Source organism: Myxococcus sp. CA023, assembly GCF_010998615.1.
GTDB lineage: Bacteria > Myxococcota > Myxococcia > Myxococcales > Myxococcaceae > Myxococcus.
Genome location: NZ_JAAEAH010000060.1, coordinates 17169 through 42871, shown reverse-complemented (window position 1 = coordinate 42871; position 25703 = coordinate 17169). Strand labels below are relative to the sequence as shown.

Here is a 25703-nt window from a genome sequence, read left to right as displayed (position 1 = left end):
GAGACACGTCAATGAACCCCACGATGGTCTTCTGGCTGTTCGCGGCCGCCTTTGGCGCGAGTGCCCTCGGCGGCGTGCTTGGCATGGCCAGCGGCATCTTCATCGTGCCAATCCTCACGCTGTTCTTCAGCATAGATATTCACGTGGCGATCGGCGCGAGCATCATCTCGGTGATTGCCTGTTCGTGCGGCAGCGCTGCGCCGCTCCTGAAGAGGCGCCTGACCAATATTCGGCTTGCGATCGTCCTTGAGACAGCCACCACACTCGGCGCGCTGACAGGCGTGTTCCTGATCGGCATCGTCTCGAATTCGTTTCTGTACGGCCTGTTTGCCTTTATCTTGATGCTATCCGCAAAGCAGATGCTAGCGCGGCGGCGCGAAGTGGAAGTGGCCGATACCAGCGGGCCAAACGTGAAGAGTCTGGCCACGGTGCTACGCCTGCATTCCAGCTTTCCCGACCATGCATCGGGCCGCGACGTGCCTTATCAGGTTGGTCACGTGCCGATCAGCCTGGCTCTGATGTACGGGGCTGGCGTAATCTCGGCGCTGCTCGGTATCGGCTCCGGCGTGCTCAAAATCCCTGCCATGGATACCGCCTTGCGGCTGCCCATCAAGGTCTCGTCTGCCACATCGAACTTCATGATCGGCGTGACGGCCGCAGCGAGCGCTGGCGCCTACTTCGTGCGAGGCGATATCGACATTGGCATTGCGGGGCCTGTCGCACTTGGCTCAGTCGTCGGGGCGCTCGTCGGGGCGCGTTTGCTGATGAGGCTGCCCGCTGAGAAAATTCGCATCTCCTTCGTGGTGATCCTCGCCCTGCTTGCGGTTCAAATGCTCCTGAGCGCCCTTGGTGTTCAGTTCCTCGGAGGGCCGGCATGAAGCCTACGACCAATCGCCTTGAACGGTGCGAGCAGAGCATCGCCGGACTGCTTTGGAACGGCACTTGGCTTGCTTCAGCGCTCGTTGCCGCCGGGATAGCCTTGGCCGCGACACATGACTTCTGGAGTTTTCTCGCCCCCAGCCGCAGCGGCTACGACGTGATGAAAACCGGTGTGGCCTTGTTCATCATTTTGCCCATCGCGCGTGTGGCGCTGATGCTGGTCATGTCCCTGCGCGAGCGCGACTACATCTATACCGCGATTTCAGTGTTCGTCCTGGCTGTCATCGCGGCCGGGGTCATGGTCGAGCTGTGAGCCTGTGACATGCTCCCGAAAAATGAACCGGATTCAGAGTGGGCCCTCCACTGGGGGAACGTACGGGACGCAAGCAGGTAAACGGAAGAACAGCGCATGTGGATGCTGTAGAAGGTCGATGCCGGAGCCGAGGCGAAGGAGGTCTGCCGTCGGCATGGGGTGACCGAGCAGAGCTTCTACCTGTGCCGCCCCCAAGGTCAGTGCTCGACGTACTGTCCACACGAAGCGGCTCATGCCCCATGGAGTGCCCTGCAACCCGACGGAAGCGTCAACTTCCGAGCGTACGCGCTACCAACGCATCCGCCACTCCCTCCCCTCAACTCGAGGAAGACCATGACTGTTCATCTTCATGTCATCACAGGTGGCCCAGGCTCCGGTAAAAGCAGTCTCATCGAGGCGCTGGCGGCGGAGGGACTCGCGCACATGCCCGAGGCGGGCCGTGCCATCATTCAGCAACAGGTCGAGATCTCCGGCGCCGCCCTCCCCTGGGCTGATCGGGCGGCCTTTGCCGAGCTGATGCTTGGATGGGAGATGCGTACCCACAGGGAGGCCCGCGAGCGAGGCCATCCTGTCATCCTGGATCGCGGCATTCCCGACGTCATCGGATACCTTCGGGTATGTGGCCTTCCGGTGCCTCAACATCTCTGGAAGGCCGCGGAGCTTTTTCGCTACAATCGACGTGTCTTCATCGCGCCGCATTGGCCCGAAATCTTCGCGCAAGATGCCGAGCGCAAACAGGACCCCGCCGAAGCGGAGGCCACCCATCGCTCGATGGTAGAGGTCTACACGAGCCTTGGCTACGAGTTGCTCCCCCTTCCCCTGGCATCGATTCCAGAGCGGGTGCGATTCGTTCACTCGAACATCAAGTAGTCCAAGCGCTGTTCCTCCCCAAAATCCATTCGCTGCGGCATGGCGCGTCACTGCCAGTGAGCGAGGCGCGCACGAAGGCGAGGGACGAACACTTCCGCCTCGTTGTGAGCGCGGCGGGCGAGCACGGCCTGGCCGCCCGCAGGCTTCTCACCACGCCCAGCCCAAAGTTGGCGGACGCGTCAGCCTCCGTCACTGACGTGTCAGTGACACGGGACTCCCCTGGCACCCGGAGACTGGCATCACCGCAAGGAGTTGAAATGACTGGAGCCGTTCTTCCGCAAGCCCTGGCGCGAACATTGCTCTCGTCGCCGGTGCATCCATCCACGGCACCTCGCATCAACCTCAGAGCTCCCTGTGCAAAACAAAACCTGGACCGACGCGGCCCTCCTCGAGCATCTCCAGAAAGCCGTCTACTTGGAGCTGTGGACCATCCCCCTCTATCTGACGGCCGCCTATTCCTTGCAGGTTCCAGGCACGAACGCTCAGCTCCCGCCCCAGCAGGTGAGCGTTCGCGGAAAGAAGAACCCCAATCGAAGCAGGGAGCAGCTCGCCTTCAACAACATCTACTCGGTCGTCGTGCAGGAGATGCTGCACCTCGAGCTGGCCAGCAACCTCTTCAATGCGCTGTTCGCCCCCAAGGGATACTCGCCGAAGTTCACGGGCGAATGGGCGCCGCGGTACGACAAGTTCCCGTCCTGGATCGCGGTCAACAAGCCCGTGAAGCTCGGGCCGGTGAACCCTGAGCAAATGTCCCTCCTGGCCGCCATCGAGACCCCCGAGCCAAAGAGCGATAGCGCGCCGAACGGGCCGCAAGATGCCTACGATTCCATCGGTCAGTTCTACAAGGCCATCGAGCAGGGCATCAATCAGCGCTGGGACGAACTCTACCAGCCCGACGCGGACCACCGGCAGAAGAGCGAATTCGCCAACCCGGAATATAAAAGAGACGACTACACCAGGTTCAGCAGCACCATCGGCGGTGACAGCCGCACCGCGCTGAAACAGGCGAATGAGGTGCTCCAGGCCATCATCGGGCAGGGCGAGGGCAACTTGGGCCCCGTCATCGACTCAGAGCTCCGCCCCGAGGATGCCAACGATCTCGAGGATCAGTTCAGCCATTTCGCGCGATTCCGGATGGTGCAGGCAATGCTGAAGTTCGGCGGCCCGCTGAAGACCTATCCCACCACGGAGCGCAGTGGGCTCGCGGCCGCGCAGCAGCAGCTCACCACCGGATTCACGAGCCTCTTGACCGCGTTGGAGAAGGGCTATGCCGGGGACGACGAACTCGACCTCGGTAGCATGTGGGCTCTTCCCAAACAAATCGTGTCCGTGTGGTCTGCGGGCGGAGTGCCGCAGTTCTAAGCGTCCCTAACAAAGTCAGGGCTGGGCTGGTCGTTGGAAAGTCCCCGTCATGGCGCGCGTTTTGACGCACCCATGACGCAGCAACCCAATTTGGGGTCGGCACAGCGAATCACTCAAGGTCGTCACCGCCAACGCCTCATCAGATGCTTCACCTCTCAAGGACCAAGCCTTGTCGCTCGCTCACGTCGCGTCCACCGCCTACTCATCGGGCACCCTCCTCCTGATGCCTCCTGTTCGACAGCCCCTGCTCTGGTTGAATTGCGTCGCGCTGGCGCTCGCCATCGCCGGCTGCGGCTCGACCAACCCGCCTGACAAGCCAACGGACTACGTCCATCCGTTGGCCGAGGGCTCGCCCATCTGCGGGCGGGCGGACTTCGACGAGATGTTCCCCTATTCCATCCGCTCGGAGACGCTGCCAGTCCTTGTCCACTACTACAGGGAGGTGGAGCGCGAGACGGCACGGCAGGTCCTGACGTACGTCGAGAAGGGCTGGGACTACCATGTCAATCGACTCGGCATGCGTCCCGCCATCACGGATCAGGGCGAGTGCGGCCCTGATGATGCGTTCGACGTCTTCGTGTGGAAGGGCCACCGAAGCTGTCTGGTCGACGTCCTCTCGGGTGACCCATCCACCCCATGGGACGACCGGCGCGGCTTCATGGTCGTCGACCCGTGGGGCCCCTACGGCGGCCCGGAGCTCGAAGAGACCGTCGTCCATGAAATGGCGCATGCCTCGCAGGCCGCGGATGACTGGTACGAATCCCCCATCACCTTCGAAATGTCCGCCGTGTTCACGGACCAGGTGTATGCGAACCGCTACATCAAGACCTATTTCGATGACTTCCAGGCCCATCCGGATTGGGCCCTTGACCGCGATGACAAGTATGAGACCTGGTACATGTACGGGGCCTCCCTGTACCTGCTCTACTTGAAGGACCGCTTCTTCGACGGCAACCCCGGGTTCTTGTCGCGCATGTGGCTTGCGTCCCGCAATCCACCAGGGGCAGAGAACGACCCAACGCTCAACGAGCCAGATTTCGCCGATGCGCTCGACGCAATGCTTGCTGGCAAGGGCTTCAGCTATGTCGAGACCGTCCCCGAATTCTCACGCTGGCGCTGGTACACGGGAGACCACGTCGATGACCGCCACTTCCACCACTTCCAGGGGGGCTTGGACAACCTGAAGGCCGCGAAGCTCACGCTGGCTGTGGACCAGGAGGCATCCCCTGGCACCCTTCGTGTCACGGAGAATGCGCCGATGATGCTGGGCACCAGCTACTTGTCGCTGCGGACCGGAGCCAGCACTCCGAACGCCCTCTACGTGTCTCTGGATGCCCCAGCCGACGCACGCCGTCGCTTTGTCGTTCAAGCAGTGCCTGGATTGACGCCCGACTCTGATGGCGAGACGTTGGACCTCTCGTCGGGTCCGAAGCCCCTGCACTTCGCTGCGGACTCGACGCGGACGCTCATCGTCACCGTCCTGCCCACGGGGCCCTATGACCCGGACCTCCGAAACGAGGACCGGTATCCGTTCTCGATTGTCCTCTCGGCTCATCCCTAACAGCCCCTCACCCCACCACTGCAAGTCCAAGATACCATGACACCTCTGCCCCCCGACGAAGCACAGAAGATCGCGTACCAAGCCTTCATGTACGGTTACCCGCTGGTCGAGAACTACTCCATCCTGTGGCAGAGCACTCTCGCCATCCAACAGCAATTCAATACGTTCTACGGCAAGGCGCAGCTCACCACGCCTGACGATACCACCGTCGTCACTCCCAACAACGACACGGCGTACTCGCAAGGATGGCTCGACCTGGGCGCCGAGCCGATCGTCCTGCAAGTGCCGGCGGTGCCCCAAAATCCACCGCGGTACTATAGTTTCGCGATCATCGATGCGTGCACCAACAACGTTGGCTACGTTGGCTCGTTGACAACCGGCACGGCGGCGGGCAACTACGTGCTTGCGCCCCCCGGTATGGTGCCAAGCAGCGTCCCGAACGCGACGGTGATCCCCGTCCCGAGTCGCTACATCTTCCTGCTCGGACGCACCCAGCTCCTGGGTACCAACGACATCCCGGCGACCCAGGCGCTCATGGACCAATACGCGCTGGTCCCGCTGTCCCAGTTCCTCGGCCAGCCAACGCCCGCGCCCGCGCCCGCGACTCCCTTCCTGCCGATTGCCCCCTCGTTCGTCACGACGCTGGCGTTCTTCCAGTACCTCAACCTGGCACTGACCTTCCAGACCCCGCCGGCCGGGGATGCGCCGCTCCTCGAGCGCTTCGCACGGATCGGCGTGGGGCCCGGCCTGCCCTTCAATCCGTCCACACTCGATCCGGAACTGGCCGGTGCACTCCAGCGCGGGATCCTCGAGGCCAGCAATGCCATCACGAACAAGACCCAGGAGGGCGCCGTCGAGAACGGCTGGAACCTCCCGGAGGTGAAGCTTCCCTACTTCGGCACGGACTGGTGGACCGACTACGACTTCCGGTCGATGAGCGCACGGGCGGGGATCTACCCGGTCTCGCCCTCGGAGGCGATCTACTACCGCGCCTACCAGGACGTGAGCTCGAAGCCCCTCGCCGGCACCAACCAGTACACGGTGACTTTCCCCGCCGGCCAGCTTCCCCCTGCTGCATCCTTTTGGTCGTTGACCATGTACGGGGCGAATCAATTCCTGGTCCCCAACAGCATCAATCGTTACTCGCTCGGGACCCAGTCGAAGCTGAGCGTCGCCGCCGACGGCTCCGTGACGATCTACATCCAGGCCAACGCCCCAACGGCCGCTGAGATGCCGAATTGGTTGCCCTCGCCCGCGAGTGGCTCGTTCTACATCGTGCTTCGCATCTACGGCCCGCAGAACACTTCCTACATCGCGCCGGGACTGGTGCAGGTCGGCAGTTCCGGTTCGTGACGGTCGGCCTCCCGAGCGCCCATCGAGGGCGCTCGGGCTGGACCACCAAGGGCATCGCTTGCAGCAAGAACGGTGCTCCAAGGGCGAATGCAATCGGTCGCGGTAGGGACGGCCGTTCGTCTCATCGACTCGGGCGGCCCCCCCCGCACAAATCCCAACAGGCGCTGCTAACGCACTGGGCTCTTGCCTTGGGCTCTAACGTCGATGCGCTGTGAGCCCTGCGCTACTCAAGCTCCACCAGTTGGCGCTCCCCGTCCCGGAGGACGCGCACCGGTCGCTGCATCCCGGCCTGGAAGAGCGGCGCCTCCATGGGCCGCACGAGGCGGTCCGCCGTGGCCTGGAACTCAGGACCCTCGGATTGGAGACGAATGGCGAGCGTGAAGCGGAGGATATCGTTGCCCCCGTGGCTGAACCCAGTCTGCTCCCAGCCGAGGATACGCGCCGTCCCTGCCTCGCCCTGCGCGAGCACCTTCGCACGCCGAACGTCGGCCCCCACTGTCCACCGCATCAGGGCCACGATTCCGACGACAACGAGCAGACCGGCGAGCACGCCCACGACGATGAATCCCACCATGGCCAAACGCTACCACATGGGATTCCGGGCCTGTGCCCCCACAATTCGTTCGCTGCGTCATGCGTACGTCAAAGGCGAGTGAGCGCGGCGCGTACGGGGCCACCGAGTTCCTGTAGCGGCGAAGAGGCCCCCTTCGGGTGGTCAGCTCGGCCGGTCAGCCGAGGCGACATCGTCCCTGACACAGGGGGAGCCTGCTCCGATATCTGTATCGCCGAGCCGTTAGCGTCCGGGTGCCACCACCCCGTCACGCGCCTCCGCCCGCGAGGCCTGCCACGCAAGCAGCCTATCCCGCAGCCGCAGGGCAGGTCTCTCCACCGCGACGTAGGTCACCCATGCGAGCCCATGCGTCACCGTGATGAAGGCGAGCAGATCCAATCCCCACACACCCAAGGTCAGGTTTCGCCGCTCGAACACGCGCGCCACGAGCCAGAACCAGAGATAGGTGCCATAGGAGAGGACCGCGACCTGGTACACGAGACCTCTTAGCGGTACGGGCAGCGCAACCGCTTCCGTGGCCACGAGCAGCCCGCCAAATCCCACCGCGAGCCCTGCGAAGATCCACACGCCTCCCCAGTCCGACAGGTGAGGCACGCACACTGCCAAGAGCACCCCGAGCAACAGGGCGCCCATCGCGCCGCAAGCCCCTCGCCAGGCCTGGGGCCACCGTTGCCAGCGCGGCGCGGTCTTCGCGAGAAAGACACCCACCGCGAGTCCATCCAGGTGGAGGTGGGTGGGCCACTGCAATCGCACCCACTGTTCCGCGGGCAACAGCCCCGGCGTGGCGGTGTGTACCTCCCAAGCTCGGGCCCCCAAGCTCAGGAGCAAGGGCATCAGCCATGCCCAGGCGGGGGCGAAGCGGGCGCGCAGGCCGAAGGCGAGCAGCGGCAGGACCACGTAGAAGTGCTCTTCGACACAGAGCGACCAACTCTGCACGAAGTCGCGCACGCCGACGTAGTTCTGGAGGAAGACGAGGTAGTGCCAACCTCCTCCCACGAAGGGTGTCCCGAGCAACCATGGCTTCAGCGCATAGAAGGCGAGGACGAAAAAGTAGAGCGGAAGCGTTCGCATCCACCGCTTGAGCCAGAACGTGCGGAGCTGAAGTCCCAGAGGCGCTGTGTCCTCCGTCGCGAACACCTGCCGACCAATGAGGTAGCCGGAGAGGACGAAGAACAGGTCCACGCCCACCCAGCCCACTTCGAAGCCGGCACGGAGCACCTCCGGCAGGGCCCGCCGCACGGACTCCGGGGCATGGAAACAGAGCACCGAAACGATGGCCAAAGCCCGGAGCACGTCCAGGCCGTCCTTGCGAGAGGGCCCTGAGTCCAGGACTCCCGAGTCTGAGGACTGCGAGTGAGGAGAGGGCATGAAGGGCGCCTCGCATTGTCTCTCAGATGGGCTCGGGGACGGAAATGCCTCCGTGATTGCCCATTCGCTCCCGGGACGACTGCCCGTGAACGAGCCCTTGCGAGACCTATCGCCAGGGTACGGAGTCCTGTCCTATGAAGTCGAGTGATACGACTCCTCGTGGCAGCCCAGTTTGCTCCGGATCCCAACAGCGGCTCGGCTGGCTCCGTGCTGGCAGTCGGCGACTGCCTTCGCCGCCCGTGGCCATGGGGTCGACGATGAGTGGTCCTCGGATGAAGGCGTGGCTACGCATGCCCAGACAGTGCCGTCCTGCCTCACTGCCATCGAGCAGCGCCCTCCCGCGGCAACCTTTGCGACGTTTCCGAATCCCACGGCTTGCACCAGGGCGGAGTGATTGAGATTCGTCCCATCTCCGAGCTGACCATAGAAGTTAGCCCCCTTCCCCACATCACGGTACGAGCATGAGCAACGCGCCGCGAGGCATCCAGGTGCGGAGAGAAATCACAATCGTGTATGTGACAGAATGAGCGCGGTGCCGGTCCGCGTCAACCACGTCAGGACGTTGGCCTCGTGCGTCACCGCTCATCGGGCACACTAGTACTACCCGGTCAGTTGAATCGGGCGAGGTCGCCCCGTGTTGATGGAGCATGACGCCCGCCCAGTTACGCAAGCTTGACCGGGAGCTGAGCGAGTTCCTGGACTCGATGACGGAGGGAATGGGCCGGACCGAGAGACGTCGCGCCCTCGGCGGCTACCTCACCGGACTGCTGCTCGACGGGGAACGCAAGAGCATCGAGCCCATGGCGGCCCGGCTCGTCGCAGCCCCCGAGCAGACAGAAGCGATGCGCCAGCGGCTTCAGCAGTGCGTGTCCGGCGCGGCTTGGGACGACGCCGAAATGCGACGGCGCCTGGCGCGGCAGCTCGAGCGCGAGCTGCCGGGACTGGAGACGCTCGTCCTTGACGACACGGGCCTCCCGAAGAAGGGCGTGCATTCAGTGGGCGTGGCGCGCCAGTATTCGGGCACCCTGGGGCGGACGGAGAACTGCCAGGTGGCCGTCAGCCTGCACGTTGCCGGAGAGAAGGGCAGCGGCTGCATCGCCATGCAGTTGTACCTGCCTGAGGAGTGGACGCGCAGCAGGAAGCGCTGCAAGGCCGCGGGTATCCCGGCTGGAGTGAAGTTTCAGAAGAAGTGGCAGATAGCGCTGAGCCAATTGGATGACGCATTGGCGTGGGGCGTGGGCCGACACCTCGTCCTGGCCGATGCCGGGTACGGCGACGCGCGGGAGTTCCGTGACGGCGTGCGTGAGCGCGGCCTGCACTACCTCATGGGCGTGCAGGGCACGCGCAAGGTGTGGCCGCCCGGCGCCAGGCCGCGCAAGCCCGAGAGGGAGCCGGGGCAGAACGGGCGCCCGCGCACGCGCTACGTGGCCGAGGGCGTACAGCCCTGGGCCATCGAGGAGTTGGCGCTTCAACTTCCGAAGGAGGAATTCCAGACAGTCTCTTGGCGCGAGGGCAGTCGGGGCGAGCAGTCCTCCCGGTTCGCCGCCGTGCGCGTGCGGACGGCGGAGCGGCACGTCCAGCGAGCTGCGCCGAGTGAAGAGGTGTGGCTGCTCATCGAGTGGCCCCAGGAGGAGAAGGCTCCGACGAAGTACTCGCTCTGCTCGCTGCCCGCGAACACGCCGCTTGCGGAGTTGGTGCGCTTGTCCAAGCTGCGCTGGAGAGTGGAGCGCGACTACCAGGAACTCAAAGGCGAGGTGGGGCTTGACCACTTCGAGGGGCGAGGGTGGCGAGGCTTCCACCACCATGCCACCCTCTGCATGGTAGCCCACGGATTCCTCGCGCTCCGCCGGGCGCTTTCCCCCCCGGAGGAGAACACGCTGGACACTGCCCGAGGTGCGCCGCCGCCTTCAGCACCTGCTGCTGCGCCGCATAGGCCACTGCCCACTGTGCCTGCGTCACATCAACGCACGTGCACCTCCTCGGGGGCCGTCACGCATGTGACCGGGTAGTACTAGGTTGGACATGCCGGGTCCTGGCCCCCGGCACCACGACGGCACAATCACCTGTGCCTACTCCAAGTTCGGTCGCCGCGTCATGGGTGCGCCAAAGGCCACATGAGTCCTACCCGCCTCAATCGCAATGCACGCCGTGTCAGATATTGATGCGGGAGCTGACGGTGCGGATGTCCATCCCCAGCGCGGAGAACTCAGCAGCGTGGGCGCGCAGGAACTCCACGAAGCGGGGATGCACGTCCGCCTCCTCGTTCGCCAGCAGGAAGCCGTAGCTCGTCTTCGAGAGCATCCACGAAATCCACAGCATCTCCGTGGCCTCCTCCGGAGGCGGCGCGACGTCATGGTCCGCCTCCGTCGACAGCGCGCCCGCCTGGCCCCAGCGCAGGCCCAGGCACGCGTAGAGCACCTCGCCCGCGTCGTCCCATTGGAGGTTGTTGGCCCAGGCGTGGCGGAATGTCGCGAAGTAAATGACGTACCGGCACAACTGCTTGAGCGCCTCCATCTCTCCGGGCTGGGGGGCGTCCGTTCGAGTCACCGCGCTGACGGCCTTGGGAGGGGGCTCGGCGACCTTCGCGTCCAGGTCCATGCGCTCGGAGCGCACGAACCATGGCGCCGCCCTTCCTGGCACCGTCGCGCGCAGGTATCTGCACACGAAAGCGGGCGCCGAGTGCGCCACCAGGTCGTCTGAGAAGCGCCGCACCTCGCTCCACTGCGCCTCCAACGCCGCTCCGTGCTCCGCGAAGAAGGCCTCCACATGCTCCCCCACCAGCCGCCAGAACAGGCCCGCCGCGCGTGCGTAGCGGTGCGACTCGCAGATGGGCGGCGCGGGCGTGAAGCCCTTCCAGTCGTAGCTGCCCATCAGATGCAGCAACCGCGTCTCCACGCTGCGCTCGGTGAGCGCGCTGGCGCGGGTGATGTAGCCGGTGGGCCCCACGAGGAAGCCGTTGGCGGAGTGGTTGATGAGGACCACCTCACGCAGGTGCGGCATGAGCAGCCAGCGCAGCGGACTGCGGCGCAGGTTGCGGTGCGCGGCGATGGCGTACTGTTCCACGTTGAAGTGGCACTGGCCCAGATGGTTGCCCAGCTCCGTCTCCAGCGTCGCGCTCACGCGGGCCATCCGCTTGGCGGCCTCCCAACCCTCTCCGTCCGCGGGCGTGTAGCTCCGCCGCGTCACGGGAGAGCCCGGCGCCGTCGCGCCCGGCTCACGCATGCCCAGGATGATGCGTACCGGCGACAGCCGCCCCTCCACCAACCGCAACCGCACATCCACGTCCGGCAGGCAGTGGACGCCATCCTGCTCGTACGCGTTCCACGGAAAGTAGAGCCGGAACGCCTTCGTGTCGCCGGGCGCCTCCGGGTCTCCGTCCATGAGGGTGGAGAACATGCCGTTGAGCAGCCGCTCTCCGAAGAAGGCGTCGGTGCGTGTGGAACCCGGCGACTCGCGCTCCATCCGCACCGTCATCGCCTCCGGATAGTCCGCCTGAATCCCGTCCAGCCCCGGCGCCTGCCCCAGCCGCACCTGGAGCAGGTGGCGGCGCTTGACGAGCTCGATGGGCGCAACCGCCTTCAGCATCGCCAGCGCGCGCCCCGGCGCGTAGGCCGTGGGCGGAGTCCCCTCCTCCGAGACGTGCAACCGGGCCAGCGGCGTCGTGGGGTCGTACTCCCAATATGGCAGCCGCAGCGTGCCGAAATCGTAGTGGAGCCCACCATGGTCATCCGGCCCCTTCTCCGAGCCGATTCGACGCCACGTCTCCACCACCCGCCCATCCTGGAGGAAGCGGTGCTGGGGCTCGAAGAAGCGCACCTCCAGGTCGGGCAGGTCCCCCACGCCCGCGTCGGCCGGGTCATAGCGAACAGCAAAACACCCATCCAGGTCCGTGAACCCCTCCCCCAGGAAGTCATCCGGCGCGCCGAAGTCCCGGTCCCACAGCTCCACCTTGATATGATGCAGGGGAATGGGGCCCTGGGGCCCGTCCTGCTCGAAGACCAGCCGCCCCATCGCGACGGCCGGCAACGTGGCCGAATCCCTCGCGAGGCGGGAAGCCCGGACGCGTGGTGCGAGCTCTCGGCTGATGGCCAGCCGCTCCTCGAGCGTAAGCCCCGAATACCACTGGGACAACTCCTCCGCGTCGAGCACCTCGTTGCTTCCGCTCTCGCGCCCTGAGAACCCGAGAGCCCCCATCCATCGGCGCAGTACCGCGAACATCATGCCCGTCCCCATATCGCGGGCGCGCCCGTCCCCACGCCAGTCATCAGCCCCACCTCCCCGGGCGACGCTCGCGCTCACCTTGGGCGCTTTGCCAATGCATTCGTGCGCTGAGCGACGCCAACTTCATGCCGGGGGGAGGGTACCACGGCTTGAGGTCAAGCTTTCCCCATCCTACGGTCTGCTCCCGTTATACAGAGGGGCATATGACTGTCGACTACAAGCTCAAGATCCGTACGGGCGCGAAGCTCGGCGCGGGGACGGACGCGAACATCTCCGTCGTCCTGGTGGGTACGCAGGGAGAGAGCGGTCCCCACACGCTGGACCAGCGCTTCCACAACGACTTCGAGGCGGGCGCAGAGGACGTGTACACGCTCCGCTCCGAGGACCTGGGTGACTTGTTGCTGTTGCGCTTCAGCAACGCGGGCGGCGTGGCGGCCGACTGGCTGCTTGACTGGGTGACCGTCACGGCCGGAGAGAAGCAGTGGCGCTTCCCCTTCTTCCGCTGGGTGCTGGGCGGCGCCACCGTGGACGTGCTCGAGGGCACCGCGAAGCTCGCTCGCCAGGCGGGCAACGAGCGCGAGTCCATGGCGCGGCGCGAGCTGCTCGAGGTCCGCCGGCGGATGTACCCGTGGCGCGCGCCCGAGGCGACCGAGGGGCTGCCCGGCGCGCTCGACCTCAGCGAGGCGCGGCCCCTCCCGAAGGACGAGCTCTACCGGGGCCTGACGGAGGGCAGCTACGAAGTGGTCATCGCCAAGACGCTGGCGGCCATCAAGCTGAACCTGCCCATCCTGGCCCAGGCCTGGAACGGGCTGGTGGACATCTTCAACTTCTTCAAGCGCTTGGAGGTGCCCCAGATCGCCCACCGCTGGAAGGACGACCTCGAGTTCGCGAGGCAGGCCGTCCAGGGCATCAACCCGCTCCACATCACCCTCATCCCCCATCTGCCGCAGGGCATGCCGCTCACGGACGACGACGTCCGGGGCCTCTTGTCGCCCGGCACCACGCTGGCCCAGGCGCTCGACGCCAAGCGCATCTTCCTGCTCGACTTTGAAATCCTCGACGACATCGCGATGTACCGGAAGGTCGATGAGCACGGCGTCGAGGAGCGGCGCTGGGCTCCCGCGGCGCGCTGCCTGCTGTACCTGGATGACCAGCGTCAGCTGCGGCCCCTGGCCATCCAGCTCGGGCGGGACGCCCAGCAGGACCCGGTCTTCACGCCGAACGACGATGAGTACGACTGGATCGCCGCGAAAGTCTACCTCCGCTGCAGCGAGGGCAACACGCACCAGATGGTGGCGCACGCGCTGCGCACGCACTTCGTGGCGGAGCCCTTCGTCATGGCGACGATGCGCAACCTGCCGGACCCGCACCCCGTCTACAAGCTGCTGCGTCGGCACTTCCGCTACACGCTCGCCATCAACGAGGGCGCACGCAAGGGCCTGCTCGCCGCAGGCGGGGTGTTCGACGACCTCATCGCGACGGGCGGCCCCGACAAGGGCCACCTCCAGCTTGGCAAGAAAGGCTTCCAGCGCTGGACGCTGGCCGACAACAAGCCCCGGCCCGACCTCGAGCGGCGGGGCGTGCTGGACCCGTCCGTGCTCCCCAACTACCCCTACCGCGATGACGCCCTCCCCCTGTGGGATGCGCTCGAGGAATACGTCGGCGGCGTGCTCAGGCACTTCTACCGGAGCGATGCCGACCTCGGGGGCGACACCGAGATGCAGGACTGGTGGAAGGACCTCACCGAGCACGGGCTGTCCGCGGACAAGCTGCCATGCCGGGAGTTGCGCCGCGTCGACGACCTGGTCGACATCCTCACCACCGTCCTCTTCACGGTCAGCGTGCAGCACGCGGCGGTGAACTACCTGCAATACGAGCACTACGCCTTCGTACCGAACGCACCCCTGTGCATGCGCCGTGAGCCGCCCCGGCAGAAGGGGCTGCTGCGTGCCGAGGACATCCCTGAGATGATTCCCTCCAAGTCCCAAACGCTCTGGCAGGTCGCCATCGGCCGGGCGCTCTCCAGCTTCGGGGATGACGAGGAGTACCTGTTGCACGAGGGCGGCTGGCGCGAGGAGTATTTCCAGGAGCCGGAGCTGGTGGCCATTCGCGAGCGGTTCCAGGAGCGCCTGCGCACCCAGCGCGAGGCCGTGGAGGCGCGCAACGCGGGCGCCGAGGTGCCCTACACCGTCCTGCGGCCCGACCGGATTCCCTGCGGCATCACCGTCTGAGCCCTGGAGGCACGCTCCCATGCCCAACTTGCTCTCTCGAGGTCTCTTCAATCTGCTCTTCGGCGGCCGGCGCAAGCCCCTGGCATCCCTGCCGGGTCCCCCGCCGGGGATTCTGGGCAACATCGATGACTTCCTCGGCGCCCAGCCGTGGGACGTCTGCGCCCGCTACGCGCGCACCTACGGCCCCATCGCCGTCACCTGGCTGGGGCCCAGCCCCGCGCTGGTGCTCAACGACCCCACCCTCATCCACGAGGTGCTGGAGACGCGCCGGCTGGAGTTCGAGAAGGGGAACATCGGCGACCAGATTCGCCACTCCGTCACGGACGACACGCCTTTCATCGCCCAACAGGGCGAGGACTGGGCCCGCAAGAACGCCATGGACCCGCTCGCCCAGCCGTGGACTCCCGCCTGGCAGGCGGCCCAGGTGGAGCCTCTGCGCGTGGCCATCCTCGAGTCGGTGGAGGCGCTGCTCCAGCAGCCGTCCATCGACCTGACGCCGACGCTGCGCGAACTGACCTTCGACGCGTTCTGCGTGGCCACGGTGGGCGAGAAGCTTCCCAGCTCCGTGTACGACGACTTCATGCTCCTGGCGGCGGCGGCCGACGCGCGCATCCAGGCCAAGCTGCCGTTGAAGTTCGTCTCGCCCCCCAAGGGCTTCGCGGCCGCGAAGGAACGCTTCTACGGCCTGTTCCTGGACAAGGTGCGTGCGGCCAGGAAGGCCCCAGCGCCGCACCGCGTGGACCTGATGTCATGGACGCTGCGCGAGATGCCCCAGCTCGACGACCAGGTGCACGCGAATCTGCTCGGCGGGTTCTTCTTCGGGGGCGTGTTCTCCTCGAGCACCACCCTGGTGGGCGCCTTCCACCAACTGAACAAGTACCCCGCCACCGAGGAACGGCTGGCGCTGGAGTCCGCCGCGCTGGCGCAGGGGCCGCTCACCCTGGAGCGCCTGAAGGACGCGCCCTGGGGCGAGGCCGTTGCCTACGAGGCCCTGAGAATCCTGCCCGCGGTGCGCATCTTCCTGCGCCGCACGCCGCCCACGCCGACGCGGTTGGCGGAAGTCACGCTGCCGCCGGGCACGACGCTCATGATTTCCAACCAGCACCTGCACCGGGACCCGAGCCACTGGACGACCCCGGAGACGTTCGCTCCGGAGCGCTGGCTCAACGGGGGCGTGGCCCAGAATCCGCTCGGCAGCAGCCACTTCTTCCCCTTCGGCCGGGGTCCTCGCGCCTGCGTGGCCGGGGACTTCGCCATGGTGTTCCTGCGCACGGCCCTGGCCACCCTCTCCGCCCACGCGCGCGTCCACGTCGACTCGACGGAGCCCTTCGAGGAAGGCTTCTTCTTCGGCGTGGTGCGCCCCCAGGGAGTCACTGGCAAGCTCGTCGCGCGCCAGAGGCAAACCCTTCCCTCTCCCACCGGAGCCCGTCCCACCCCCGCAGTGGAATCCGCATGACCTTGTTCCGACATCCCCGTGACCGCATCCCCGTCCTGCTGTTCACCCTGGTGTTCGCCCTGGACCTGACGGTCTTCTTCACGGCGCGAAGCTGGTGGTTTCCCATCCTCTGGCTCGCCCTGGGGGTGATTCCCAAGGGGTGGATCAGCGCGTGGAACCACCACCACCAGCACGTGCCCATGTTCCGCCACGCGCTGCCCAACCGGCTCCTGGAAGTCATCTTCGGCTTCCAGACGGGCGTGACGTCCCATGCGTGGTTCCTGCACCACGTGCTGGGCCACCACCGCAACTACCTGGACCAGACCCTGGACGAATCGGCGTGGAAGCGCCGCGACGGGTCCACCATGGGCGAGGTGGAGTACTCCGTCTTCAACGCGCTCGTCGCCTATCCCCGCGCCTTCCGCGTGGGCCGCTCACATCCCAAGGCGATGCGCGTCTTCCTGGCCATGGGCGCGCTCCAGGTGGCGCTGCTCGGCATGCTGTTCTGGCACGACTGGTACAATGCCCTCTGGGTGTTCCTGCTGCCCATGTCGGTGTCGCTCTACGTCACCGTCTGGGCCACCTACTTCCACCACGTGGGGCTGGAAGCGACGGAGCACACTCACGCCTCGTACAACATCCTGCACAAGGGCTACAACCTGATGACCGGCAACCTGGGCTACCACACCGCGCACCACGCGAAGCACGGGCTGCACTGGTCTCAACTGCCCGAGCTCCACGCGCAGCTCGCCCAGGACATCCCGGCCACGCACTACCGGCAGCCGGGCATCCCCTTCGTGTGGACAAACCCGGAGGCGAAAATCGAGCCGGACGCGGCGGAGTTCGGCGCCATCACCCAGTGATACGCTGACGCCGGACAAGGTGCGCGTGGAGGGCGTGACGGACATGCACGGCAACGAGGCCCTGCCGCCCTGCCACCGCGCCACCTTCTCAGACTTCCGGCCGGCCCAACCGCCCTCCCGGCACTTCCATTTCTGGGACCTGCTGCTGTGCCTACCCAAAATTCGGGCGATGCGTCGTGGGTGCGTCAAGGCCGCATCTGACAGTTCGTCAAGGCGAGTGAGCGATACGCCGGTGCGCCCGTCATCACGACGAGCGCGTCGGCAAGAACACCATAAACCAGGCGGCAGAACTCGGGACGCAACCTGTACCCGGATGCTCGTGGGGCTGGGAGAAACATAGGGATGGGGACCGCGCCTCTTGCTCGTCCCCCGTGTCGGAAAGCCATCGCCTCGGACGACGGCCCGTGCCGACACTGTTTGGGAGTGCGGGCAGGGGGCGTCTCAATGTCCTTCGACAGGGCAACCCGCCGTCGAGAGTCCTCCGCTTCAGCACCGGGCCCCGACCACCACGGAGGGGCTGCGAGTCACTCGCGTGCGGAGAGAAGGAAGGAACAAAGCCTCTCGACGACTCGCGCGTCCACGTGGCCGGGAATCATGTACTCGGCGGGCCCGGGGCTTCCCTCCCCATGGATGAACATGTGATTGCTGCCGGGAATCCTCACCACGTCGACGCGGTCGACCTGGGCAAGCCCACGCCGCCATGTCGCCAGGTCCTCATCGGTGCTCTGGTAGTCTCGCTCTCCTTGCATGATGAGGATGGGGCGCTGGAGCTTCCGGGCCATCCCGACGCCGTCGCGCGAGTCCAGGTCATTCCAGTACGACATCGGCAAGCCAAGGAAGCTCCCGGAGCTGGCCGTCCTGGCCTTCAATGGCTCGGCAGCCTTCTCGACCTCGGCGATTCGCCCTGCCGGCGCGCCCAGGTACCGCAACTGCGCGAGAATCAGCTCCCACATGGGACGCCCCGGTGGCGCCAGCAGAACCACGCCCGCGACCGGCGCCGAGCGGAGGGCAATCTCCGGCGCCAGGAGAGCCCCCAGGCTGTGCCCCACCACGAAGACCCGCGCGGCATCCACCTCCGGTCGCGCCTTGAGCACGCCCATGGCCGAGACCGCGTCCACCACAACCTCATCATCAATGGAGATGCTACTCGCGAACGGCTCCTTGTACTGGAAGGTGCGCTTGTCGTAGCGCAGGACGGCGATGCCGCGCGACGAGAGCCCCTCGGCGAGGTCCTTGAATAGCGCGTTGGGCCCGAAGCGCACGTCCCGGTCGTGCGGGCCGGAGCCGTGAACCAGCACGACGCCAGGGAAGGGGCCCGCCCCCACCGGCACCGTCAACGTGCCCTTCAGCAGGAAGGGCGCCTGCCCCACGGTGACCTCCTCGCCCCGGAACGCCGCGCCGTTCACATACGGAGGACGGCCATCGGGCGTCACCGAGGCGCCAGCAACCGCCTCGGACCATGGGGCCGTGGCCTCCGCGGGGATGGGCTCCGGCCCACCGCGCCCTGGAGAACTCGCGCAGGCCGCGCCAGTGAGAGCGACAGCACCCAGGCATGCACCGAGAGTCCGCTTCTTCAACGTGCCACGGATATCGTGAAACATAGCCCCCCCTTCCTTCAGGCAGACCGACGAGAGTCCGCACCGTCTGTCGGTCCGCGACTGCCCCCCTCGATGCGACGATAGAGGACGTACGAATAGACGATGGGGGTCACCGTCGCGACGGCGACAGCTGCGAGCACGGGGACCGGACCGCCACCGAGGAGCCCCGAGACGAAGACGATGACTCCCGCGAGGACGAAGAGCCGTCCTCCCAGGCGATGCGTGCGCAGCCAGACCTCATCGCTCGCGAGCGTCCAGGGCGTGCGGATTCCACAGAAGAAATTCTTGGTGAACTTCCCCATGTAGTTGCCCAGGACCACCAGGACCAGGCCCGTGGCCGCGGGAACCACGCGCGCCATCGGCACGGGCACTCCAATGCCCGCGAGCAGGACCAGGGCGTTGAGCAGGAAGAGGAATGCGACCAGCGCCGCCTGGATGCCCTCGAAGATGCCCTGGAACCGCGTCACGCGGAAGTGCCTGGGCGAAATCCGTGGCACGGCCACCAGCACCAGGTACACAGCAGCCATCACCAGCGGCAGGACGAAGGGCCCCCAGGGCTTGGGCGTATGCCTATCCACCACCCCCGCGGCATTCCAGTGCGTGGGTATCGACTCCGGCAATCGGCCGTAGAGCACGAAGGTCATCGCGAACGACACGATGACGAGTCCCAGACTCAACGCATTGGCTCGGCTGATTCTCATGACGGCTCTCCATTCCCCTTATCGACCTTGAAGAGGTCGAGCAGGACTGCCGCTACGTCCTCGAACACAGTCGTGTTGAGGGAGTAGACGATTTGCTGTCCGCGGCGCTCACAGCGCACCAGATCCGCCGCTTTGAGCACGTTGAAGTGATGCGATAGCGACCCCTTCGTGATGTCGAACGCCTCAGCGAGCTCTCCTGCGGACTTCGAGCCGCCCTGCAGGAGCTTGAGCACCTTGCGCCGGGTCGGGTCTGAAATCGCCTTGAAGACCTCCTGCGTTCGCATCTCGACCTTTCGATAATTTGACGACTCTCAAAATAATAACCAGAGAAGTCCTGTCAAGAGGAATATTGCCGATGCGGGCGAAGCCATCCGGGTTCAACCCTCCGGGGCCCAGGGCAATGTCCCCGAAATCGAGCCCGAGGCCTTTGTCCTCGCTGGAGGTGAGGCGCGCGGCCCCCAACGCCCTCTCACGTCGCGGGCGCCCCTCCCACCGCGCGCCTTGCTTCCACCTGGCGAGGGAGGCCCGTGTGCAGCGCGTCGTCAAAGTCTTTGTCCTCTCCTCTACCTCGGGCGCGCCACACCCCAGCCCAGAGTTCACCGTCGAGGCATCCACCCTCGACGGACTGCAGGAAGCTGCACGCACCGGGCTGACTGCCCGCGGCCAGCGCGTGCGCGCCGTCTCTCACACCCCCACGGGCCTCTTGACGTACGTGGAGGGCCGCCCGTGGAGGTGCCTGCGGACGTCCACCAGGCCGAGGAGCGTCTCCAGGCCATCCGCAACTCAGTTCCTGCCGGGCAAGCCCTCGTTGCGATTACCGCGACAGGCTCCTAGCGCTTTCCAGATTCAAGCAATCATCCTCCCGCCCTGGGAGGGGCGGCCCGTCCGGACCGCCACGGCGCGGCGGCGGTCCCGAAGCCCGCCTCAATCACAGTAGTACGCCGGCGCCAGCTCCAGGACGCGCTGCTCGGCGATGGGGGAGAGCGCGCGCAGGCGTGAGAGGAAGAGGGGCGCCTTCATCCCCATTCCGATGAAACCCCAGACATACGAACGCTCCTGGGACTCGAACAGGTGCTTGTGTTCCTCCGGGGTGAACGTGCGCCCCACCGCCTTCTCCAGCGTCTGGAGATCCAACGCGAGCTGGGCGTTCAACGTCCCCCGCAGCGCCTGGAGCAGCTCCGCGTACTCCGTGAGGGCCGCGTCCAGGGTGTCGGGTTCCCGGGCGAGGATCTTCTGCGCCTCCAGGAAGTCCAGCCGGGTGTGCTGCGCCTCTTCGAGCCAGTGGTGTTTGAGCAGGTTGCAGAACAGCGGATCCAGCGTCTCGGTCTTGTTTCCGCGGACCGTCTCCAGATAGTGCTGCTGCGTCATCAGCTCCAGGTGCAGGTTGAAAATGAGCACCCCCAGGTTCGACTTCGCCATGATGGCCCGCGCCACTTCGACGTGGTTGTCGAGCAGGGCGGGGACGACCTTGAACCCCCGGGCGAACGCGCTGGTGTAGCGCGCGAAGAGCTGCTGGTGCTTCAGCTCCTCCTCCGTGAAGCGCAGGAGCGCGCGCATGTGCGTCGCGTTCCCGTGCAACTCCAGGCCGGCGCGCTGGGCGGCCAGGGCCACGGCGTACTCCTCCAGGAACAGGAACAGGTGCGCATAGCTGTTGGAGCGGATGTGATTCAACATCAGCCGCTCCTCAGCGTTCAGGAAGGGGATGGCTTCCGCGCCCGTCAGCGCATCCGAAAGGAACCGGTGGCTGAAATCCAGAACGGTGTCCTTGGGCAATAGCTCATCAAGACGCCAGGACACCTTCTCTGAGCTCTGGATACAGGATTGGTATTCCGGAGTTTGCTCTATCATTCTCAAATCAAACGGCTCCTCCCGCTGGGAAGTCAAGCACTGGCAGTGCGAGAGGGTTTGCCGCGAGGCGTCAGCCTTCCTGGGGTCGAAGCGCCCTCCACCTGCCAGGTGTGGATGGCACAGTGTTCAATTATTTCTGTAAAAAGTGATTATCCATGAAGAAGCAAGGTAAGCGCCGAGGGGGAGTCTTCGGGCCACCCTTCAGAGACGCTGCTCGTCACATGCTGGTCGGAGCACCTTTCCGTCGAATCGCGTCGTTCGATTGCATGCGTCCACTCGACGGACGTTCCACCGGGTCGGCCTGCCTGGAACCGCCCCGCGTGCTGGTTGCAGGTACGGCGGTCCACCCAAGACCACCAGCCTTGAGCGATGCCACCTGCGGGATGCGTGGCCAGCAGTACTTCGACCAGGGCGCATGGGAAGGGCCGGACACGCAGGAGTTGGTGGCGCCCGACCATGAGGCAAGATGAGGCCCCCACGCCCCACTCATGCATGTGCGGAGACCACCTACCCTCTCCCCTACTGGAGGATGCTGGACGCCATCCCCCATCCGCGAAATCCGGGACCAGCCGCAGCGAGGTTTGGTCGGTCCTGACGCAACTCCGGCGGGGTGATCGCGATAATCCCCACGAGTTCGTCCATTTCAATTTCGAGAGGCCCACCATGGGTTTCGATATCCGCAAGACCCTCAACTCTGCCCGCGCCAACGTCCAGAAGGTCGCCAAGGACGTCCAGAAGACCGTCGAGGACAACAAGGGGCTCATCAAGGGCGCCGCGGCGGTTGCCACCCAGAGCGCGAAGGCCTTCGGGTACGGCAAGGACGCCTTCCAGCAAATCAAGAACATCAAGAACGGCGCTGAGGGCCTGCTGACCGGCGCCAACCGGGCGTTCGTCAGCAACCCCACCTATGCCGCGGGCGAGTTCAAGGGCCTGACCAAGCTGGGTGCCGGCATGAAAGCCGCCGCGCGCTACGCGGGCATCCCTGGCGCGGTGATGTCGGGCGCCACGGCCGTCAACGACATCCGCCAGGCCATCCGCACCGGTAGCAAGGACGACATCATCACCGCCACGCGCTCGACGCTCGACGCGACCAAGGCGGGCCTGTCCGCCGCGACGGGCGGCATCGTCGGCGGCAAGGTGATGGGCGGCGTGCTCGGCGGCACCGTTTTCAAGGACAAGCTGGAGGCCGGCAAGAAGGCCGTCGACGCCTTCAAGACGTCGCTCCCCAACGCCAGCGACGACGTACTCAAGGCCGTCAAGGACGCCGCCACCAAGGGCATCTTCGAGGGCGGCACCGCGAAAGGCGTGGGCCGGGCCGTCAAGTCCGCCGCAGCCGAGACGGCGAAGGCAACCAGCACCCTGGCCCAGGGCCTGACTGGCAGCGGCACGCGCCAGGCCGCCAAGGCCGCGCTGAAGACGGCGGGCAAGGAGGCCGGTGAGGCTGCCCTCAAGCAGGGCGCGAAGGCCGCCGCAGGCACCGCCGCCAAGGCGCTGGGCCGGTTCGCCCCGGGCGTCAACGTGGCCATCGCCGCGGTCGACGTGGCCAACGCTGGCGCAACGCTGATGGACAAGAACGCGAGCACGGGCAAGAAGGTGACGTCCGTCATCACTGCGGTGGGCTCCATCGCCGCAGCCACCAACATCCCGATTGTCAGCCAGGTGGGCGCCGCGGTCTCCACGGTGTCCAGCATCGTGGGCGCCTTCTTCTAGTAGAGCAGCGCCCCACCCTCCGGGGTTTGTCAGAGCGGCTCGGCTGGACTATGCCCTGGTCCATGCCGAGCCGTCGCTTTTCTCCCCATTGGCGCGGGCGCTGGCAAGCCTATCTCCCGGGAGCATTCGTGAGCAGCAAGCAAGGGACGCAAGGACCAGGTCATGGAGTCGAGCGCCTCCTGAAGATGAGCCCGGTGGTGAGCCTCGCTTCCGCCAAGGCCCTCGAGCTCCCCACCGTGCAGGCGCCCTCCCTGGAGGGAATCTCGGTGCGGGTCCCCACCCCGGACGACCTGACCGAGGAGGACCTGCTACGCGCCTTCCACGAGAAGCGCCGCGCCCTGGCGACCTCGCGCGAGCGTCAGCCGGGCGAGTCGCTGGAGTTGGGCGACGAGGTGCGGCTCAATGTCGTGGGCTACTGCGACGGGAAGCTCATCCCCTTCTCCGCGCGCTTCGGCATGACGACGGAGCTGGCCCCCATCGAGGCCCTGCCCGGATTCAGCGAGGCCGTGGCCGAGGGTGCCAAGGTGGGCGAGTCCCTGCAGATTGCCCTGGAGCTGCCGGACACGTACCCCGTGGAGGCGCTCCAGGGGAAGCCCGCGCGCTTCCTGGTGGACGTCCTCGCCGCCCACGAGGTGACGCTGCCACCTGAGAGCGCCCCCGAGTTCCTCGAGAAGCTCGGACTGGGCAGCACGCTGGGCGAGATGATGACCCACCTGCGCGACGAGTTGGAGGACGCGGCGGCGTCACAGCTCTGGGTCCAAGCGCGGGACATGGTGCTGGACGAGTTGGCCCGGCGTGCTCCGGTGGAGTTGCCTCGCGCGCTGGTGGACGAAGAGCTGCGCCGCCACTGGGTCCAGGCCGAGGGCCAGGGCATGCTTGAGCGCCAGTTCGACGTCGACGAGCAGAGAGAAGCGCTCGAGGGCTGGCTCACGGACCCCACCACGCGCGCGGACGCCGAACGCCGGCTGCACATCGGCATCGTGCTGAAGGCCGTCACCGAGGAGCAGAAGCTTCAGCTCACCCCGGAGAAGCTCGAGCAGTTGGTGCGCGACCAGTTGGAGCCCTTCGGGCTCACCGCCGCGGATGCGCACGCCGCCCTGCGCGAGTCGCCTGAGACGACGAAGCGACTCGCCGAGATGGGCTGGTACCTGCTCGCAGTGGAGCACGTCATGAACAAGGCGAAAGTCACCTTCGAGGGCTCCGAGCAGGAGGGCTGAGGGCGCTCTCGCAAGGAGCGCGCGCTCAGCCCTCGCTGAACCACAGGCCCGCGCCACCCGCGAGGCCCATGCCCAGGAACAGCGCGGCGAGCCCCCACGTCTGGGCGCGCGACCACCGGAGCGACTCGCCATACCGGTAGCCGCACACCAGGATGAGCAGGGCGAACCCCAGACAGATCGACGCGGGCCCCAGCGCGACCAGCACCTTGCGCGGCGTCCCACTCACGTCGAGGACAGCCAGCAGCAACAGCGGCCAGAAGCCGATGACGAGCAGGCCGAGCACGAGCCCCAGCCCCCAGCGCCCTTCGGGAGAGGACAGCTCCATGAAGTCCAGGAAGCGCGTCCACCAGGATCGGGGTGGCTCTTGATGACGCCGGGGGGATGAGGGCTGCACGCGGGGCGGCTCCAGGGACGGGGTGCGGTGCACCTGGCAGCCTCTTCTAGTGCAGCCCGGGGCGGGTTTGAAGGCGGAGCCCGGCCCCTTACGCCTTCTTCACGAACTCCGACTTGAGCCCCATCGCACCGATGCCGTCGATCTTGCAGTCGATGTCGTGGTCGCCGTCGACGAGGCGGATATTCCGGACCTTGGTGCCGACCTTGACCACCGTCGACGAGCCCTTGACCTTCAAGTCCTTGATGACGGTGACGCTGTCGCCGTCCTGAAGCAGGTTGCCGTAGGCGTCGCGCACCTCGCGCTTCTCGTCCCCCGGCGCTGCGGCAGCGGCTGTCGACCACTCATGCGCGCACTCCGGGCAGACGTAGAGGCTGCCGTCTTCGTACGTGTAGGCGGAGTTGCACTTCGGGCAGGAGGGCAGGGCGCTCATGTCGGCTCCAGAGGAGGGAAGAGCGGAGGCATATACACGAGCGGCGAGCCGAAGGGCTCCCGTTCCATCAACAGCGCTCCTGCAGGGGCCCACCTACACCCTCCCCTTCTGAAGGATGCAGGACGCCCCCCGCCAATCCGCGAGCCTGGCGAGGCAGTCAGCGCTGAGAATGCACACCGCGACGAGGGCCTCAACTCCCCCTGAATGATTACTCGGGTGCATCCTCATCCTCTTGAGTTGAGGCAATTCTGAGTTCATCTCTAGCGTGTCTTTGAACTTCCGCAGAGCGCTTGAAGCCCCAGCTTGGTGATGAGGTACGGGCCGCCGTTCACCGAGGAGATGAGCTTTCGCCGCTTCAACTGCTGGAAGACCTCCAGCGTGCAGAGCGACAACTGCCAGCCCTCTGGCGTGACACACGCCACATGGGTCAACTGCCCGTTCTCATCCTTGTGCTTCAGAATACGCCCGCCCTGAGCCAGCACGTTCAGGACGCGCAGCTCCTTGCGTGAGACGTTCACGGAGGAATCCTGCCAATTTGATGCGGGAGAGGGGCACACGCCCCCCCTTCGGCTGTCTCGACAGCCGGTGTCCGCCCAGCGTGTGGGCGGGGCCTCAGGGTGATCTAGGCCTCCTGCGCATCAACCTCGAACGTCAGCGGTTTGTCATGTGGTAACGGGGGCGCCTTGGGTTGTCAAGTGACAGGGCCCGCGTCCCTGGCAGGGTGGAGGCATGTCCACGTCCGTCACCCATGTATCCATGAGCAACATCCCACCTTCGC

22 protein-coding genes are annotated in these 25703 nt (G+C 66.1%); 12 read left to right on the top strand and 10 right to left on the bottom strand.

What is annotated here, in order from left to right; all coding sequences use genetic code 11:
* The first annotated feature begins 11 nt into the window (after positions 1-11).
* From F8M74_RS25015 to F8M74_RS24990, 6 genes are all read left to right on the top strand, one after another.
* Positions 12-878 carry a sulfite exporter TauE/SafE family protein gene (locus F8M74_RS25015; RefSeq protein ID WP_141255464.1) on the top strand — a complete coding sequence of 289 codons (867 nt, stop codon included), beginning with the start codon at positions 12-14 and terminating at the stop codon, positions 876-878.
* Complete coding sequence (locus F8M74_RS25010; RefSeq protein ID WP_141255465.1) at positions 875-1192, top strand: DUF1634 domain-containing protein; 318 nt, start codon at positions 875-877, stop codon at positions 1190-1192. The genes F8M74_RS25015 and F8M74_RS25010 overlap by 4 nt, the downstream gene beginning before the upstream one ends.
* A 333-nt stretch (positions 1193-1525) precedes the next feature.
* On the top strand, positions 1526-2062 hold the full coding sequence (locus F8M74_RS25005; RefSeq protein WP_141255466.1) for an AAA family ATPase: 537 nt from the start codon (positions 1526-1528) through the stop codon (positions 2060-2062).
* 354 nt (positions 2063-2416) lie between these two features.
* Positions 2417-3424, top strand: a complete 1008-nt coding sequence (locus F8M74_RS25000) for a ferritin-like domain-containing protein (RefSeq protein ID WP_141255467.1) — start codon at positions 2417-2419, stop codon at positions 3422-3424.
* 169 nt (positions 3425-3593) lie between these two features.
* On the top strand, positions 3594-4985 hold the full coding sequence (locus tag F8M74_RS24995) for a hypothetical protein (RefSeq protein ID WP_301340606.1): 1392 nt from the start codon (positions 3594-3596) through the stop codon (positions 4983-4985).
* Positions 4986-5021: 36 nt separating this feature from the next.
* Entirely contained in the window at positions 5022-6338 is a 1317-nt protein-coding gene (locus tag F8M74_RS24990) for a DUF1254 domain-containing protein (RefSeq protein WP_141255469.1), read from the top strand.
* Positions 6339-6561: 223 nt separating this feature from the next.
* Here the strand turns inward: F8M74_RS24990 and F8M74_RS24985 are convergent, their stop codons facing one another.
* Together F8M74_RS24985 and F8M74_RS24980 are read right to left on the bottom strand one after the other, a co-directional pair.
* A complete protein-coding gene (locus F8M74_RS24985) occupies positions 6562-6912 on the bottom strand; it encodes a hypothetical protein (protein WP_141255470.1) in 351 nt (116 codons plus the stop codon).
* Between the two features lie 219 nt (positions 6913-7131).
* Positions 7132-8202 (bottom strand): acyltransferase, encoded by a 1071-nt coding sequence (locus F8M74_RS24980; protein ID WP_239004949.1) that lies wholly within the window; start codon positions 8200-8202, stop codon positions 7132-7134.
* Positions 8203-8924: 722 nt separating this feature from the next.
* On the opposite strand from F8M74_RS24980, the gene F8M74_RS24975 reads away from it, so the two are divergent.
* A complete protein-coding gene (locus tag F8M74_RS24975) occupies positions 8925-10286 on the top strand; it encodes an IS701 family transposase (RefSeq protein ID WP_141255471.1) in 1362 nt (453 codons plus the stop codon).
* A 142-nt stretch (positions 10287-10428) separates the two neighbouring features.
* On the opposite strand, the gene F8M74_RS24970 is transcribed toward F8M74_RS24975, so the two are convergent.
* Positions 10429-12498 carry a lipoxygenase family protein gene (locus F8M74_RS24970; protein ID WP_228560185.1) on the bottom strand — a complete coding sequence of 690 codons (2070 nt, stop codon included), beginning with the start codon at positions 12496-12498 and terminating at the stop codon, positions 10429-10431.
* Positions 12499-12701: 203 nt separating this feature from the next.
* Between F8M74_RS24970 and F8M74_RS24965 the strand changes: the two genes are divergently transcribed.
* The 3 genes from F8M74_RS24965 to F8M74_RS24955 are packed head-to-tail and all read left to right on the top strand — an operon-like array spanning position 12702 to position 17027.
* Positions 12702-14729: a lipoxygenase family protein gene (locus F8M74_RS24965; RefSeq protein ID WP_141255473.1), complete on the top strand. Its 2028-nt coding sequence runs from the start codon at positions 12702-12704 to the stop codon at positions 14727-14729.
* A 19-nt stretch (positions 14730-14748) separates the two neighbouring features.
* Positions 14749-16185 carry a cytochrome P450 gene (locus tag F8M74_RS24960; RefSeq protein WP_141255474.1) on the top strand — a complete coding sequence of 479 codons (1437 nt, stop codon included), beginning with the start codon at positions 14749-14751 and terminating at the stop codon, positions 16183-16185.
* Entirely contained in the window at positions 16182-17027 is an 846-nt protein-coding gene (locus tag F8M74_RS24955) for a fatty acid desaturase (protein ID WP_141255475.1), read from the top strand. The genes F8M74_RS24960 and F8M74_RS24955 overlap by 4 nt, the downstream gene beginning before the upstream one ends.
* 524 nt (positions 17028-17551) lie before the next feature.
* On the opposite strand, the gene F8M74_RS24945 is transcribed toward F8M74_RS24955, so the two are convergent.
* The 4 genes from F8M74_RS24945 to F8M74_RS24930 form a co-directional block, all read right to left on the bottom strand.
* Entirely contained in the window at positions 17552-18628 is a 1077-nt protein-coding gene (locus tag F8M74_RS24945; protein ID WP_228560183.1) for a S9 family peptidase, read from the bottom strand.
* Between the two features lie 14 nt (positions 18629-18642).
* Positions 18643-19326: an SdpI family protein gene (locus F8M74_RS24940; RefSeq protein WP_141255476.1), complete on the bottom strand. Its 684-nt coding sequence runs from the start codon at positions 19324-19326 to the stop codon at positions 18643-18645.
* Entirely contained in the window at positions 19323-19610 is a 288-nt protein-coding gene (locus F8M74_RS24935) for an autorepressor SdpR family transcription factor (protein WP_020479202.1), read from the bottom strand. Before F8M74_RS24935 ends, F8M74_RS24940 begins: the two co-directional genes overlap by 4 nt.
* 640 nt (positions 19611-20250) lie before the next feature.
* The gene (locus F8M74_RS24930; RefSeq protein ID WP_141255478.1) at positions 20251-21174 is read right to left on the bottom strand and encodes a hypothetical protein; all 924 of its coding nucleotides are present in this window, start codon (positions 21172-21174) and stop codon (positions 20251-20253) included.
* A gap of 663 nt (positions 21175-21837) precedes the next feature.
* Here F8M74_RS24930 and F8M74_RS24925 point away from each other — a divergent pair.
* Together F8M74_RS24925 and F8M74_RS24920 are read left to right on the top strand one after the other, a co-directional pair.
* Complete coding sequence (locus F8M74_RS24925; protein ID WP_141255479.1) at positions 21838-22884, top strand: hypothetical protein; 1047 nt, start codon at positions 21838-21840, stop codon at positions 22882-22884.
* Between the two features lie 197 nt (positions 22885-23081).
* Positions 23082-24101, top strand: coding sequence for a peptidylprolyl isomerase (locus F8M74_RS24920; RefSeq protein WP_228560180.1), 1020 nt, complete (start codon positions 23082-23084; stop codon positions 24099-24101).
* Between the two features lie 25 nt (positions 24102-24126).
* On the opposite strand, the gene F8M74_RS24915 is transcribed toward F8M74_RS24920, so the two are convergent.
* The 3 genes from F8M74_RS24915 to F8M74_RS24905 all read right to left on the bottom strand — a co-directional run bounded on the left by F8M74_RS24915 (position 24127) and on the right by F8M74_RS24905 (position 25443).
* Positions 24127-24495, bottom strand: a complete 369-nt coding sequence (locus tag F8M74_RS24915) for a hypothetical protein (protein WP_228560178.1) — start codon at positions 24493-24495, stop codon at positions 24127-24129.
* Positions 24496-24583: 88 nt separating this feature from the next.
* Entirely contained in the window at positions 24584-24925 is a 342-nt protein-coding gene (locus tag F8M74_RS24910; protein WP_141255481.1) for a zinc ribbon domain-containing protein YjdM, read from the bottom strand.
* 260 nt (positions 24926-25185) lie between these two features.
* Positions 25186-25443: a YjhX family toxin gene (locus F8M74_RS24905; protein ID WP_141255482.1), complete on the bottom strand. Its 258-nt coding sequence runs from the start codon at positions 25441-25443 to the stop codon at positions 25186-25188.
* Positions 25444-25703 lie beyond the last annotated feature (260 nt).

Bases quoted from the DNA above. Each gene is read 5' to 3' on its own strand.
- F8M74_RS24990 (WP_141255469.1), top strand. From the start codon at position 5,022: ATGACACCTCTGCCCCCCGACGAAGCACAGAAGATCGCGTACCAAGCC.
- F8M74_RS24985 (WP_141255470.1), bottom strand. From the start codon at position 6,912: ATGGTGGGATTCATCGTCGTGGGCGTGCTCGCCGGTCTGCTCGTTGTC.
- F8M74_RS24960 (WP_141255474.1), top strand. From the start codon at position 14,749: ATGCCCAACTTGCTCTCTCGAGGTCTCTTCAATCTGCTCTTCGGCGGC.
- F8M74_RS24930 (WP_141255478.1), bottom strand. From the start codon at position 21,174: ATGATAGAGCAAACTCCGGAATACCAATCCTGTATCCAGAGCTCAGAG.
- F8M74_RS24970 (WP_228560185.1), bottom strand. From the start codon at position 12,498: ATGATGTTCGCGGTACTGCGCCGATGGATGGGGGCTCTCGGGTTCTCA.
- F8M74_RS24935 (WP_020479202.1), bottom strand. From the start codon at position 19,610: ATGCGAACGCAGGAGGTCTTCAAGGCGATTTCAGACCCGACCCGGCGC.
- F8M74_RS24925 (WP_141255479.1), top strand. From the start codon at position 21,838: ATGGGTTTCGATATCCGCAAGACCCTCAACTCTGCCCGCGCCAACGTC.
- F8M74_RS25010 (WP_141255465.1), top strand. From the start codon at position 875: ATGAAGCCTACGACCAATCGCCTTGAACGGTGCGAGCAGAGCATCGCC.
- F8M74_RS24955 (WP_141255475.1), top strand. From the start codon at position 16,182: ATGACCTTGTTCCGACATCCCCGTGACCGCATCCCCGTCCTGCTGTTC.
- F8M74_RS24910 (WP_141255481.1), bottom strand. From the start codon at position 24,925: ATGAGCGCCCTGCCCTCCTGCCCGAAGTGCAACTCCGCCTACACGTAC.
- F8M74_RS25005 (WP_141255466.1), top strand. From the start codon at position 1,526: ATGACTGTTCATCTTCATGTCATCACAGGTGGCCCAGGCTCCGGTAAA.
- F8M74_RS25015 (WP_141255464.1), top strand. From the start codon at position 12: ATGAACCCCACGATGGTCTTCTGGCTGTTCGCGGCCGCCTTTGGCGCG.
- F8M74_RS24945 (WP_228560183.1), bottom strand. From the start codon at position 18,628: ATGTTTCACGATATCCGTGGCACGTTGAAGAAGCGGACTCTCGGTGCA.
- F8M74_RS24975 (WP_141255471.1), top strand. From the start codon at position 8,925: ATGACGCCCGCCCAGTTACGCAAGCTTGACCGGGAGCTGAGCGAGTTC.
- F8M74_RS24965 (WP_141255473.1), top strand. From the start codon at position 12,702: ATGACTGTCGACTACAAGCTCAAGATCCGTACGGGCGCGAAGCTCGGC.
- F8M74_RS24940 (WP_141255476.1), bottom strand. From the start codon at position 19,326: ATGAGAATCAGCCGAGCCAATGCGTTGAGTCTGGGACTCGTCATCGTG.